This is a genomic window from Nocardia sp. NPDC004151 (genome assembly GCF_042874235.1).
Taxonomy (GTDB): Bacteria; Actinomycetota; Actinomycetes; order Mycobacteriales; family Mycobacteriaceae; genus Nocardia.
Genome location: NZ_JBIAMR010000009.1, coordinates 221,921 through 234,820 on the forward strand (window position 1 = coordinate 221,921; position 12,900 = coordinate 234,820).

The following is a 12,900-nucleotide window of genomic DNA, read 5'->3' on the forward strand; positions in this document are numbered from 1 at the left end:
GAGCGTGTCGGAATCAGTCAATCCGCCGAATGGGGAACAGCACACCGTTCGGGGTCAGCGCCCGCCGTATGTGACGACGGCCGTCTCACTGGTAGCCACCGCGATCGTGGTCGCGGTCGCGGTTCTGCTGTCCCCCAACGAATTCCGGATACCGATGGCCATCGGGGCGAGTGTGGCGGCGTTGTTGCTGACCGGAGCGCTCACCGCGGCCGCCTACTACCGGGACCGGGTGCGCGCGGTGCGCCGCGAGGCCCTCGCCTACACCGCGCAGGCCGATGCCCATGTGGCCGCGACCATGTCCGCCGCCCAAGCGCGAATCACCGAGTCCGAGGCCCGGGTTCACGACATCCGTGAGCACGCCGCCGAACAGGCCCGCGCCGCCAAGGACAACGAGCACCGCCGGGCCGCGGCCCTGGCCGCGTTCGCCGGGGCCGCGGGCCGCATGCAGGCCATGAGTACCTCCATGCTGGCCGAGCTACGCGAGATGGAACACCGCCACGCCGATCCGAAGGTGCTGGCCGACCTGCTCGAACTCGACCACCGCACCGCCCAGGCCGGGCGACTGGCCGACAGCATCGCAGTGCTCAGCGGCGCCCGGTCCGGTCGCCGGTGGGCGAAACCCATTGCCATGGAGTCGATCCTGCGCGGAGCCATGGGCCGCGTCGCCGGGTACCAGCGGGTGCGGCTGCGCGCGGTCACCGAGATCGCCGTGGCGGGCCACGCCGCCGAGGGCGTCATGCACGCGCTGGCCGAGCTACTCGACAATGCCTGCAACTTCTCCCCGCCCACCACCGAGGTGCATGTCTACGCCGCCGAGGTCCCGGCGGGTGTGGTGATCACCATCGAGGACAGCGGCCTCGTCATGAGCGAATCCGCTCTCCGCAGAGCCGAATCCGCGGTGGCGGGCCCCCGCGCCGACACCGACCTCTCCTCACTCTCCGGCACCCGCCTGGGTCTGGCCGTGGTCGGGCACCTGGCCCGCAAGCACGACCTGACCGTCAGCTACCGGCCCTCCGCCATCGGCGGCACCGCCGTCGTGGTGGTCATCCCGCGCGAACTGACCACCCGCCTGGAACGCCAGTCCGGCGCCCTGTCCCGCCTCACCCCGGTGGCCGCCGGTGCGTCCGCCGACACCGCGGAACCCCAGATCACCCGCGTCCCAGCGCGGCCGGATGACTCGGTCGCCGAATCCGCGTGGGCAGGCTCGGCCACCGCACCGGGGCGTGGCCCCGGGCTCGCCGGAACGGCCCGCACCGGATCTTTCGACCCGGCGAGCGCAGAACGATCCGAGCCCATCGCGGCCGCGCCCGATTCCACCGCGGCGAACCATGCCGATCCCGCCGGCTCGGCACACACCGCCCCGAGCGGTCCGGCGCAGTTCCCCGCGCGCGGCAGCGATCAGGGTCGTCAGCCGGATGAATCCGGCACGCACGCAGAAACTTCCAGCGGCCTGCCGAAGCGGCAGCGCGGCAGCACCCTCGCCGCCGTCCACCCGGAGGGCTTGACCGTTCCGGCGGCCCCGCCTCCGCCGCGTCCGCCGGCCGCCCCGTCGTCGATGGCCGCCTTCCAGCGTGCCGTCTCCGGTCGGGAGACCCCCGCCGACGCAGGGTCTTCGCCGCTCACCAACCTCGATCCGCCCTCGGGCGGCCGCATTCCCACCGTCTCTACCCGGCCGGATCCGCTCGGCCTCGACGGCTCGAGCGACGCCTCCCTGCTGCCGAGGTCATTGATGGACGCGGTCCGGCGCGGGATCGATCTGCGCGACAACGCCTCCGCGGCTTCGCCTTCCGCCGGCCGGACCGCACAGCTCCCGGACGGCGAGATCGGTCGCGAGCCCGGCACCGGCGCTTACCCTGCCCCTGCGAACCCCTGGGAGACCGATCGATGACACCGTCCGCCACACAATTGGGCTGGCTGTTGGAGCAGCTGCTGGTGCGCACGCCGCGGGCGCGGCACGCGCTGCTGCTGTCGGGGGACGGTTTGAAGATCTGTCATACGCCGGGGCTGGGGAACGACAGCGCCGATCAGCTGGCGGCGATCGCGGCCGGGATCCAGAGCCTGTCGCACGGGGCCTCGGTGGAGTTCGGGGACGGGCGCGGCGGCGTGCGGCAGTCGATGACCGAGTTCTACGGGGGCATCCTGTTCATCGTCGAGGCCGGGGTGGGCGCGCACATCGCGGTGGTCGCCGCGGAGGACGCCGACGCCGGACTGGTCGGCCACAATATGCGCGAGCTGGTCGAACAGCTAGGCGAGCATCTCGCCGCCGCCCCGCGAGTACCGGGGGCGAGCGTGCCGTGACCAGGCCAGACGAGGATCCGGATCGGCTGTACACGCTGACCGGCGGTCGCAGCCAACCGGATTCGGACGCCTTCGACCTGGTCACCCTGGTGGTCGGCGAGAGCGCTCCGGTGCGCGGCATGCAGTCCGAGCACGCCGCCATCCTCGATATGTGCCGCGCGCCGACCGCGGTGGTGGAGATCGCGGCCGAGCTGCGCCTGCCGGTGGGCATCACCGTCATCCTCCTGTCGGACCTGCTGCACGCGGGCAAGATCACGGTGCGTCATCCGGATCACGCGTCGCGGCAATGGAATTGGCTGCCCACTACCGACACGCTGGAAAAGGTGCTCGTTGGACTCCGCAAACTCTGATCTCCGCCCGTCCCGGGCCGAGGCTCCGCTGCCCGCCGACGCCCGTCAGGGCCTGAAGATCGTCATCGTGGGCGGCTTCGGCGTCGGCAAGACCACCATGGTGCGCTCGATCAGCGAGATCCGCCCGCTCGACACCGAAGCCACCATGACCCAGGTCGGCCAGGGCGTCGACGACCCGGCCGGGATACCCGGAAAGTCCACCACCACGGTGGCTTTCGACTTCGGCCGCATCACCATCGACAACGAGCACGTGCTCTACCTGTTCGGCGCGCCCGGCCAGGAACGCTTCTGGTTCCTGTGGGATCGGCTGTTCGCGGGCGCGCTGGGCGCGATCGTGCTGGTGGATCAGCGCCGGATCGCCGACTCCTGGTACGCCATCGACCGGCTCGAACATCAGGGCACACCGTTCATCGTGGCCTGCAACAGCTTCGGGCCCGGACCGTCCCTGGCGGAAGTGCGGGAGGCGCTGGATCTGGGCCCGCACATCCCGCTGGTCGAATGCGATGCCCGCGTGCGCGATTCCTGCAAAAACGTCCTGATCACCCTGGTCGAGTTCCTCTACCACCCGGAGACCGTCTCATGACCTCGCCCGCGCAGAGCGGCTGCCCGGTGCCGCATGCCGCCGCGGCGGCGGTGCCGCTGAGCGGCCCCCGCTTCCACACCGACCGCAACTCCCTCTACCGCGAGATCCGCCGCGACCGCGGCCCGGTCGCCGCCGTCGAACTGATCGGCGGTATCCCGGCCTGGCTGGTGCTCGGCTACCGGGAGATGCACCAGGTCACCAGCTCTCCCGAACTGTTCCCGCGTGATGTGAGCCTGTGGAACCAGTGGCCCAATATTCCCCCGGACTGGCCGCTGCTGCCCATGGTCGGCACACCGATGCCGTCGATCTACTTCACCGCGGGCGCGGAGCACCGCCGCCACCTGGCCATGGTGGAACCGGCGCTGGAATCGGTGGACAACTTCGAATTACGCAGGGTCGCGGAGGGTTTGGCCGATCAGCTGATCGACGCCTTCTGCGGGCGCGGCTCCGCGGACCTGGTCGCCGAATTCGCCGAGCCGCTGCCCGTGCTGGTGCTGGCCGCGCTGCTGGGTTTTCCGGAGGTCGAAGGCCCCGGCCTGGCACGGGCCATGAAGGTGATGGCCGACGGCGGCGCCGACGCCCAGACCGCGCACCTGCAGTTCATGCAGTACATGCAGCACCTGCTGGCCATGAAGAAGGCCGCGCCCGGCGACGACCTGGTCTCGCGCATGCTCGCGCAGCCGGGGCGGTTCACCGACGAGGAGTACGTCAACGACCTGATGGCCGTCACCGCCGCCGGGCATCTGCCCACCGCGGACTGGCTGATCAACTCGGTGCGGCTGATGCTCACCGACGACCGGTTCGCGGCCGCGCTCGGCGGTGGCCGCCGCAGCGTGGACCAGGCCATGAACGAGGTGCTGTGGGAGGACTCCCCCAACTCGATCCTGGCCGGGCGCTGGGCCGCCCGCGACACCCGGCTGGCCGACACCCAGATTCGCGCCGGTGATCTGGTGCTGCTCGGACTGGCCGCCGCGAACACCGATCCGCATGTGCGCCAATCGGTCGGCGACGGCATCAACAGCGGCAACAACGCCCACTTCGCGTTCAGTCACGGCGAGTACCGGTGCCCGTTCCCGGCGCAGCAGATCGCGGAGACGGTGGCACGCACCGGCATCGAGGTGCTGCTGGACCGGCTGCCCGACATCGATCTGGCGGTGCCCGCGGCGAGCCTGGTGCGCCGGCCCTCCCCGTTCCTGTGCGGAATGACTTCTCTGCCCGTTGTTTTCACACCTGTTCGCGCTCTCGGAGGTTTCCAGTGAGTTCCCCCTGCCCGCATGCCATCGCCATCGATCCGATGGTCGGCGATCTCGCCGGTGAGACCACCCGTCTGCGCGCCGCCGGACCGATCACCCGCATCGACCTGCTGGGCGCGCCCGCCTGGACCATCACCGATCACACCGTGGCGCGGCAGCTGCTCACCGACACCCGGCTGGTCAAGGACATCAACGCCTGGAAGCTGTTCAGCGAGGGCGTGATCACCCGGCAGTGGCCGCTGATCGGCATGATCGACGCCGGGCGGTCCATGTTCACCGTGGACGGCCCCGAACACCGCCGCCTGCGCATCAAGACCACCCAGGCGCTGACCCCGCGCCGCCTGGAGGAGCTGCGCCCCACCGTCGAACGACTCACCAAAGAGCTGCTCGACGACCTCGACGCGGCGGACGGCGAGGGCGCGGTGGTCGACCTCAAGCAGGTCTTCGCCTACCCGCTGCCCATGCGCGTGATCTCCGAACTGATGGGCGTGCCGCGCGAGGACCACCCCATGCTGCTGGACTGGTACAAGAAGTTCTTCTCGATGATGACCCCGCAGGACGAGCGGCTGCGGGTCATCGACGACATGGACGTCTACTTCACCGAGATGGTCCGCCGCAAGACCGCCACCCCCACCGACGATCTCACCAGCGCGCTCATCCTGGCCGACGAGGGCGGCGAGCCGCTCACCGAGGAAGAGGTGGTCGGCAACCTCAAGGCGCTGGTCGCGGCCGGGCACGAGACGACCGTCAGCCTGATCCTGAACACGGTGCGCGCCTTGCTGACCCGGCCCGAACAGCTGGCTCGGGTGCGGTCGGAGGAAGTGGAGTGGAAGCAGGTCATCGAGGAGTCGCTGCGTTTCGACGGGCCGGTCACCCATCTGCTGATGCGGTTCGCCACCGAGGACATCACGGTCGGTGACACCGTGATCGAGAAGGGTGAGGGCGTGGTCATGTCGTACCGCGCGATCGGACGCGACACCGACGTATTCGGTGACGACGCCGATGAATTCGACATCACCCGGCCGACCGCGCACCGCAATATCTCCTTCGGGTACGGCCCGCACATCTGCCCCGGCGCGGCGCTGGCGCGGCTGGAGGCGGCCATCGCGCTGCCCGCGCTGTTCGACCGCTTCCCGGCGCTGCGGCTGGCCGGCGCGGATTCGGACATCGTGAACCTTCCGGTCATGACGCAGAACGACATCGCGGCGCTGCCGCTGCACCTGGTCTGACCGCTCGCCCACGTGCCGGGACCCCGATTCCGGCGCGTGCGGCCGTGTCCGCCACGGGCGAATTAGGGTGTTTCGGCTCGCTCATCACCGACCTTCGCCCTGCTACCGTCGATGCAGCGAAACCCAACGACAAGGAGAATGTCATGGGCGGCATCATCACGATGATCATCATCGGCCTGATCGCGGGCGCGATTGCCCGGCTGATCGTCCCCGGCAAGGAGGACTTCGGCATCATCTGGACCGCGGTGCTCGGCATCGTCGGCGGCTATGTCGGCGGAACGCTGGGCAGCCTGCTGTTCTCGCCGCACGAGTTCAGCGTGCATCCGCCGGTCAAGCACGCCTTCCTGGGCGCGATCGTCGGCGCGATCGTGGTGCTGGCGATCTACAAGTGGATCCGCGCACGCGTCTGAGCGCCTCGCGTATCGAAGACCACCGCTCGGGGCGGGGCCGCTGAAGGCGGCCCCGCCCCTTGTGGTTTCGGCGGCGTTGCACGCGATGAGGGGTCCGTACAAGGCCGCCGCCGCCACGACGCCGTCCCCACGGCGCCCCCGGGTCGCAGGTGGTCTACGCCCCAAGCTTTTCTACGTACCTACTTAGTAGATACGTAGAAGTTAGCAGAAGGTTGCGGCCGGATCAACGCGCGGATTTCCTTCGCGGGCGGGCTGCGATCAGCCGCAGCCGGTCTCGCGGTAGGCGGCCGGGGTGGTGCCCATCTCGACCCGGAAAGCGCGATAGAACTGCCGCTCATTGGCGAAGCCGGAACTGTGCGCGACCGCCGCCACGGGGAGATCCTTTCGCGCGGTGAGCAATCCGCACGCGTACTCGATCCGCATCCGGCGCAGCAGTGTCGCCGGGCCCTCCTCGAACTCCTCGAGCACCCGGTACAGCGTGCGCCGCGACACCCCGCAGCCCGACGCGATCGACTCCACGGTGAGTGACGCGTCGAGGCAGTACTTCCGGAGGAAATCCAGCACCTGACGGCGGGTGAGGGTCTCCGACGCCTCGCCCGGGATCGAGCGGCCGGCCGTCAAGGCGATCGCGGAGGACAGCAGATCCACCGTCGAACCGGCCAGCACCCCGGCCTGCACGGGGTCGGTGTTCTGCAATTCGGTCAGCTCACGCAGGAAGCTCGTGACCACACCGGCGGGACTGTTCCCCGCCACCGTGGTCGCGGTCGGGATCTCCGACGGGGCAATACCGGAGCGCTGCCGCAATCGGCTCAGCGGCACCTGGACCGCGGACATCTCCCACGCGCCCTCGAATTCCCAGTGGTACGGGCGGGTGCTGTCGTAGAACACCATCTCGCCCGGACCCACCTCCGCGACCCGGCCGTCCTGATGCAGCCGGCCGCGGCCCGCGATCTGAATGCTGGTGTGCAGGAACTCGTCATCGGTGCGGGCGATCAGGGTGCGGGTGCGATGAACCCGCTGCTTGCTCGCGCCCAGCGTCGACAACTCGACCTCGTTGTAGCGGCCGTGCACGATCCAGCCCTGGAAGCTCTCGCACTCGCCGGGCGATACCGCCAGCGGCACATAGGCTTCGCTGAGCCCCGCCTCCCATTGTTCGAACAGCCGGCCCGAATCGGCCCCCTCGCCGCCGCGGACCTCGACTCGCCGGATCCCCTGCAACGCACCTACTCCGATCGATCCTGCACCACGCTCTTCAACATTTTGTCATGGCCGGATTCGAGCCCCGAAGAGCGCCAAGCCCTTCGACGCCGTCCGGCTCGCCGCGGGCGCGGCGCTCGTCACGCCGCGGTGTTCTCCTCCGCCACCGCATGCCGGGTCGCGGCACGGGCCAGGGCCGACCAGTTCTCGGCCTGCTCGGCAGCCAATTCGGCGAGGAAGGCGGCGTGATAGGCCGGGAGATCACCGATCAGCTCGGCCCAGGTCGCGGGATCGGCGGGGATGGTCGCCAGCAGGTCGAGCAACTGCCGGCCGGATTCGGTGCGGTGCAGCGCGGGGTCCGAGGTACGCAGGGCCGGCGGTTGATCGGCTCCGGCGGCCGGGACCGAACAGCGTTGGACCGGACGGGGATCGGCGTGCGGGATGCGCTCCGGACGGCGATGAACCTCGCCCGGCGCTGCGACCGGGGTCGGGCACGGGCGCGGCTGACAGGTCGGCAGCAATGCGGTTCGGCGCCGCACGGCCGCGATCGTGCGCTCGGACAGACCGAGTGCCATGGCCAGCCGGCGATCCGACCAGTCCGGGTAATACATCAGCACCTGTTCGGCGGCGGCCTTGCGATCGGCGGCGGACAGCGGCAGGCCGTGCGCGGTGTTCAGCCGGATGGCCAGCAGCAGCGCCTGCCCGTCGTCGCCGTCGAAGTACACCGCGTCGATCCACTGCGACCCGCTGCACTGCGCGGCCCGTACGCGATGGGCGCCGTCGATGACAGTCATGCTCGGCCGGTGCACCACGATCGGCGGCAGGGCCCCGGCGACCTCCGACAGCGCGGCGACATGCCGGGCGTTCTCTCCGGATTGCCGCAGCGTCGCGCCGATGTGCACGCGGTCCAGGGGGATTCGGACGATCTCGGCGGGATTCGGCTCCAGTCCGGGGACATTCGCGCCCTGATAGGTGCGCAACCCCATCGATCGCACCATTCGAGCCGCCAGCCACTGCCGGATACCGGTGAGAAGACTCAGCCACCACGCATTGTTCGGTCCGAGCACTGTTGCCGCCTCCCTACGCCGAGCAGCCACGACCGCCGGAGCCGCAGCAGCGTTTCCGGGCAGGGCCTGTCAACGACGCGCCAGGCGGTCTCACGGGGAGAACCGGCAAGATTCCCGCTCGCGCGGGTGCGTACTGGCGGCAGTGTAGCGATCCGGACATTCCGTGATCAATTGAGCAAATCCCCCGCCCACCTGCGTATTTCCCCCTTGATCACGCTGACCTGCCGCAAACCCGCGACGCGCGGCCAACCGCTGTTATATACCCAACAAACATTACTGGTGGTTTGTTTGCTGGCCGGCTAATCCACCAGGTCCGGGTCCCGAACGGTCACCAAAGCGGCCGTCGTGTACTGATCCAGCGCCATCAGCACCGCCCGCGCCCGCACCACCCGCCACCCACCGTCCAACGCCCGCAACCGCAGCACCCCCGACGTCCGCGACTGCGCCAGATCCCGGCTCATGGCCTTCGCGATCGGCAGATCCTCCGGATGAATCCCCGGCTCCGGCTCCCCCGCCAACGACTGCCACGCGATCCCCGGCATCGCCGGCCCCATCCACCGCAACAACCGCAGATTCCGCAAATCCATGATCGCCCGATAGTCGCCTTCCGCCGCAGCCGCATCCAGCACCCGATGCTCCAGAATGACGGGCGGCGGCGCCGAACTCACCTCGGTCGCATCCCCGATGTCATGCGTGACGCCCCGCATGAAGATCTCCGGACCCGCGGCGGACGTGTGCTCTTCGAGGATCCGGCAGGAGAAGTGGGCCGCCCGCAACGCACCGTCATCCCGCCGCACGGTCCACACCGCCTGATGCTCGGTCCCCGGAGCCGACCGCACAATCTTCGCCAGCGCATCGGACTCATCACTATTGGTGATGACGCGGGCGAACACCCCCGCGATGGCGTGCTCCCGAGCCCGGTTCTCCGGCGCGACCCCGTACAGATCGAGCAGATCATCCGACCGCGTGGATTTCGACGTCGAGAGGTTGAAGTACCACGCCCCCACCCGATCTCGCGGCGGCAGTTCCTCCTCGACCGGGCCCGACCACAACAGCACCGCGTGCACTCGTTCCGGTGTGATGTGCAGCGGCACCGTCACCGTGCGCCGCCGTCCGTCCTCGCTCACGACATCCACCGACTCGAGGCGGGCCAAGGTCGCCGCCACCGCACCACGAATGGCCGAGAGGGTCTCCCGCTGCCGGAACATCTGGGTGAGCGGGACGAATTTCCTTGGTGCACTTCCGAGTCCGACGACCGTCGGCTCGCCGCCGCCGAAGGTTTCGATCAACAGCCACCGGGTACCGCTCACCGCATACTCCCCTCTCGTCCCCTTGACCATGAGTACACGAGTCTTCCCCAGCCCGGCACCGGTCCGTATCCGTTACTCGAGTCAGGCCTTCCCCCAAGCCTTTTCACCGAGCACTCGGCGTTGAGCCGTTCCCGCCAAGTTTCACGTTCAGCCTGCGAATGATCGGCAACGGGGTTAAGTTGGTCATGCGTCCAGGTTTTTCGGGGAAAGCAGTACTTCGATGCGAAACATCATTCTGATCACCGCTTCTATCGGTTTTTCACTCGCCATCGCGGCCGGGCCGGCGGCCGCCGAACCACTCACAGTTGAAGGCCCGGGGGTTGCCCAGGCCGATCCCACCGCACTGGATCCCGGCATGACCTGCCTCGAGGGATTCCTCAAAGGCTGGGCCAGTTCGGCCGCCACCGGCTCGGTGACGGGTTCCGCGCTCGGATTCCTCGGCGGTTCCGCCGCAGGCCCCGAGGCCGGTCTCGCCGCGGGTCTGACGAACGGCATCATCACCGCTCTGACCAGCGGCTCCGGCGGCGGACTCGCCACCTGCGCCCTCGACGAGCTGGCCAACGGGGGCGGCGACGCCTTCCTCGGCTCGACGACCGGGCCGGGCCGGGGATATCTGACGGGCTCCGCCAGCGGGTCCGCGTCCGGATCGGCCACCAGCGACCTGCCGGGTGCGGTGATATCCAGCATCCTGTCGGGACTGCTCGGCGCAGCGACCAGCGGCTCGAGTTAGCGGGCCAGTCGCACGACAAGGCCTTCCTCGACCGGTTGATCGGTCGAGGAAGGCCTTTTCGGCGCGGTGGATCAGTAGGTCGGGAGGACGTAGTCCTGGGTCTGGTCCAGCATCTTCATCATGATGGGGCGGAACAGCTTGGTGGTCATGAGCTTTCCGACCTGCTGCATCATCTTCAGGCCGAGCTTCGAGGTGGGGAGCATCATCTGGATGCCGCCGCCGGGGAGCTCCTTGGCCTTCTCCAGGAACGGGGTGACCTGCGCCTCGTAGCGGGCCAGAGCGCCGTCGATATCGGCAGGGGTAGCGGCGATTTCGCCCGCCAGCAGGTAGGCGCCGACGATGGCCATGGCGGTGCCCATGCCGGTCATCGGGGAGCCGCAGAAGCCGGAGTCGCCGAGCAGAGTGACGCGGCCCTTCGAGAGCGTGGGCATGTCGACGCGGACCAGTTCGTCGAAGTAGAAGTCCTCGGTGGTCTCCAGGTGCCCGAGAGCCTCGGGGACAAGCCAGCCCGCGTCCGCCAGCATGTCGCGAATAAGCTTGCGCTGGGCCGGGATATCGCGGCGCAGGGCCGGGTCGGCGTCGGTGCGCAGGGTGATGATGGCCTTCGAGGTGGCCGGGTCGAAATCGGGGCGCAGGCCGAGTGAGGCGCGCGGCACCACGTGCATGGACATCCAGTCCTGCTCCACACCCGCCGGAGTGGGGATCGTGTAGAAGGACATGTAGCCGCCCAGGTAGGTGGTGAACTCCTCCTCCGGGCCGAACACCAGCTTCCGCGTCCGCGAGTGCACGCCGTCCGCGCCGATCACCAGGTCGTAGCGCTCCTCGCGGCCGGAGTTGAATCCGACCGTGACGCCGTCGGCATCCTGGTCGATGGTCTCGATCCAGTCGCCGTAGCGGTAGTCGAGTTCGCCCGCGGCACCGGCGAGTTCGGTGAGCAGCACATTGTTGAGGTCGCCGCGGCTGATCTCGATGTCGGCCACCGGACCCTTACCGTCGAACATCTCCATCGACATCCGGTACACCGACGACCCGTCCGCCTTGACGATCGCCATCCCCTTCTCGTGCAGCAGGCTCTTCTCGATCCCCTCCATCAACCCCATCCGCTCGGCCACCTCCCGGCTGGGCCCGCGCAGGTCGACAGCCTGCCCGCCGGGCCGGGGCGCGTCCGCCCGCTCGACGACGGTGACCGCGATGCCGGCCCGAAGCAGCTGCAGGGCAACAGCATTGCCGGCAATGCCGCCGCCGGCGACCAGGACGCGGAGGGTGTTGGCGGTGGTGCTCATGGGGTGTCTCCCGGTTCGTGGTGAAGAACGTCTGTCTAAGACATATGTCTACACGAGGTCTGACACGTTTGTCTAGAACAAATGTCTAAAACGGTGGCGAGCGTAGGCTCGAACACGAATCGACGCTGGTGAGAGGACACGAACGTGACGACCCACAGGGGACGGATCGGGCTGTCGATAGGGGCAGTCGTGGCGGTGAGTCTCTGGGGTGAGTGGGAGAACTGGCGCGCCTCACGCAGATTCGTGGGGTCCGCTCCCGGCACCACGGAGGCGGTTGTCGTGCTGGGCTACCGCAACGCGGGCACCCGGGCCAATGCGATGAACCGCTGGCGGGTGCGGGCGGGACTACGGTCCGTCGACCCGGCCGCGGCCAGTAGCCGGCTCGTCCTGTGCGGCGGCGCGTGCGCGGGCCCGACCCCCGAAGCCGCACTGATGGCCGACTACGCCACCACCCACGGCTATCGCGGACCACTCACGGTCGAACCGCAGAGCCGAAGCACCTGGGAGAACATCGCTTTCGCCCTCCCGTACCTGGAGAGCGTCGACCGGATCAAGATCGTCTCGCTCCCCTACCACGCCGAGCGAGGTCGGTCCTACCTCGTCCGCCAACGCCCGGACCTGGCCGAGCGGCTCGTGCGCGGCGCCGAGTACCGCTTCGGCGAATGGATGCCACTGAAACCCCTACTCGCCCTGTACGGCCGAGGAAAACTGGCGCCATGGCCGATCTCGTTCTCACTCCGGAGCGGCACGACCGACTAGCCGCCCTGCTCGGCGACGAACACCAGCCGCGAACGCAATTCCCCCGCGTTGCTGAGTATTTGACGACAGCACCGATATGCTGTCGGGCACCGGCGACGACGCCGCGGACGCCGCCTTCGACCTTCGCCTGGTTCATTACCTGACCAGCGGCGAGTCCCGGAACCCGTACTGGGACACCGTCGCGGCGTCCGTGAGCGAACGCGAGGGTCGCCGAGTGGTGAACGGCGGCAGGATATCCGGCAGCGGACGCCTCGCCTACGCGCAGTCGATCCTGCAGGCAGCCTACGCGTACGCGCTTCCCTCGCCGCGGACGATCGCGTCGGTTCGCGAGTTCTGCGGGACCAGAACGATGGTGGAGCTCGGCGCGGGACGCGGCTACTGGGCCGCCCAGCTCGCCGGCGAGCGATACGAATAGATAAGGCGGTACGCTG

14 protein-coding genes are annotated in these 12,900 nt (G+C 69.0%); 10 read left to right on the plus strand and 4 right to left on the minus strand.

From position 1 onward, the window contains the following. The first annotated feature begins 4 nt into the window (after positions 1–4). From ACFYTS_RS21865 to ACFYTS_RS21895, 7 genes are all read left to right on the plus strand, one after another. On the plus strand, positions 5–1,888 hold the full coding sequence (locus ACFYTS_RS21865; protein ID WP_387306736.1) for an ATP-binding protein: 1,884 nt from the start codon (positions 5–7) through the stop codon (positions 1,886–1,888). Continuing rightward, positions 1,885–2,298, plus strand: a complete 414-nt coding sequence (locus tag ACFYTS_RS21870) for a roadblock/LC7 domain-containing protein (RefSeq protein ID WP_357278488.1) — start codon at positions 1,885–1,887, stop codon at positions 2,296–2,298. Before ACFYTS_RS21865 ends, ACFYTS_RS21870 begins: the two co-directional genes overlap by 4 nt. Further along, entirely contained in the window at positions 2,295–2,648 is a 354-nt protein-coding gene (locus tag ACFYTS_RS21875) for a DUF742 domain-containing protein (RefSeq protein ID WP_387306739.1), read from the plus strand. The genes ACFYTS_RS21870 and ACFYTS_RS21875 overlap by 4 nt, the downstream gene beginning before the upstream one ends. After that, a complete protein-coding gene (locus tag ACFYTS_RS21880; protein ID WP_387306741.1) occupies positions 2,629–3,231 on the plus strand; it encodes an ATP/GTP-binding protein in 603 nt (200 codons plus the stop codon). Before ACFYTS_RS21875 ends, ACFYTS_RS21880 begins: the two co-directional genes overlap by 20 nt. After that, the gene (locus tag ACFYTS_RS21885; RefSeq protein WP_387306743.1) at positions 3,228–4,490 is read left to right on the plus strand and encodes a cytochrome P450; all 1,263 of its coding nucleotides are present in this window, start codon (positions 3,228–3,230) and stop codon (positions 4,488–4,490) included. Before ACFYTS_RS21880 ends, ACFYTS_RS21885 begins: the two co-directional genes overlap by 4 nt. Next, the gene (locus ACFYTS_RS21890) at positions 4,487–5,713 is read left to right on the plus strand and encodes a cytochrome P450 (RefSeq protein WP_387306745.1); all 1,227 of its coding nucleotides are present in this window, start codon (positions 4,487–4,489) and stop codon (positions 5,711–5,713) included. Before ACFYTS_RS21885 ends, ACFYTS_RS21890 begins: the two co-directional genes overlap by 4 nt. 143 nt (positions 5,714–5,856) lie before the next feature. After that, on the plus strand, positions 5,857–6,123 hold the full coding sequence (locus ACFYTS_RS21895) for a GlsB/YeaQ/YmgE family stress response membrane protein (protein WP_357086159.1): 267 nt from the start codon (positions 5,857–5,859) through the stop codon (positions 6,121–6,123). Positions 6,124–6,381: 258 nt separating this feature from the next. Here ACFYTS_RS21895 and ACFYTS_RS21900 read toward each other — a convergent pair whose 3' ends face one another. The 3 genes from ACFYTS_RS21900 to ACFYTS_RS21910 form a co-directional block, all read right to left on the minus strand. Beyond that, positions 6,382–7,341, minus strand: coding sequence for a helix-turn-helix domain-containing protein (locus tag ACFYTS_RS21900; RefSeq protein WP_387306747.1), 960 nt, complete (start codon positions 7,339–7,341; stop codon positions 6,382–6,384). Positions 7,342–7,460: 119 nt separating this feature from the next. After that, the gene (locus ACFYTS_RS21905; RefSeq protein ID WP_387306749.1) at positions 7,461–8,306 is read right to left on the minus strand and encodes a ParB N-terminal domain-containing protein; all 846 of its coding nucleotides are present in this window, start codon (positions 8,304–8,306) and stop codon (positions 7,461–7,463) included. A gap of 380 nt (positions 8,307–8,686) precedes the next feature. Then, positions 8,687–9,697 carry a GAF domain-containing protein gene (locus ACFYTS_RS21910; RefSeq protein WP_357278499.1) on the minus strand — a complete coding sequence of 337 codons (1,011 nt, stop codon included), beginning with the start codon at positions 9,695–9,697 and terminating at the stop codon, positions 8,687–8,689. 220 nt (positions 9,698–9,917) lie between these two features. Here ACFYTS_RS21910 and ACFYTS_RS21915 point away from each other — a divergent pair, with 220 nt between their 5' ends. Next, positions 9,918–10,427, plus strand: coding sequence for a hypothetical protein (locus ACFYTS_RS21915; RefSeq protein WP_387306751.1), 510 nt, complete (start codon positions 9,918–9,920; stop codon positions 10,425–10,427). Between the two features lie 71 nt (positions 10,428–10,498). On the opposite strand, the gene ACFYTS_RS21920 is transcribed toward ACFYTS_RS21915, so the two are convergent. Further along, positions 10,499–11,710 carry an FAD-dependent monooxygenase gene (locus ACFYTS_RS21920; RefSeq protein ID WP_387306753.1) on the minus strand — a complete coding sequence of 404 codons (1,212 nt, stop codon included), beginning with the start codon at positions 11,708–11,710 and terminating at the stop codon, positions 10,499–10,501. A 144-nt stretch (positions 11,711–11,854) separates the two neighbouring features. Here ACFYTS_RS21920 and ACFYTS_RS21925 point away from each other — a divergent pair, with 144 nt between their 5' ends. Next, positions 11,855–12,469: a YdcF family protein gene (locus ACFYTS_RS21925; protein WP_387306755.1), complete on the plus strand. Its 615-nt coding sequence runs from the start codon at positions 11,855–11,857 to the stop codon at positions 12,467–12,469. Between the two features lie 76 nt (positions 12,470–12,545). Continuing rightward, entirely contained in the window at positions 12,546–12,884 is a 339-nt protein-coding gene (locus ACFYTS_RS21930; protein ID WP_387306757.1) for a hypothetical protein, read from the plus strand. Positions 12,885–12,900: the final 16 nt, after the last annotated feature.

Bases quoted from the DNA above. Each gene is read 5' to 3' on its own strand.
- ACFYTS_RS21895 (WP_357086159.1), top strand. From the start codon at position 5,857: ATGGGCGGCATCATCACGATGATCATCATCGGCCTGATCGCGGGCGCG.
- ACFYTS_RS21870 (WP_357278488.1), top strand. From the start codon at position 1,885: ATGACACCGTCCGCCACACAATTGGGCTGGCTGTTGGAGCAGCTGCTG.
- ACFYTS_RS21905 (WP_387306749.1), bottom strand. From the start codon at position 8,306: ATGGGGTTGCGCACCTATCAGGGCGCGAATGTCCCCGGACTGGAGCCG.
- ACFYTS_RS21930 (WP_387306757.1), top strand. From the start codon at position 12,546: ATGCTGTCGGGCACCGGCGACGACGCCGCGGACGCCGCCTTCGACCTT.
- ACFYTS_RS21885 (WP_387306743.1), top strand. From the start codon at position 3,228: ATGACCTCGCCCGCGCAGAGCGGCTGCCCGGTGCCGCATGCCGCCGCG.
- ACFYTS_RS21920 (WP_387306753.1), bottom strand. From the start codon at position 11,710: ATGAGCACCACCGCCAACACCCTCCGCGTCCTGGTCGCCGGCGGCGGC.
- ACFYTS_RS21915 (WP_387306751.1), top strand. From the start codon at position 9,918: ATGCGAAACATCATTCTGATCACCGCTTCTATCGGTTTTTCACTCGCC.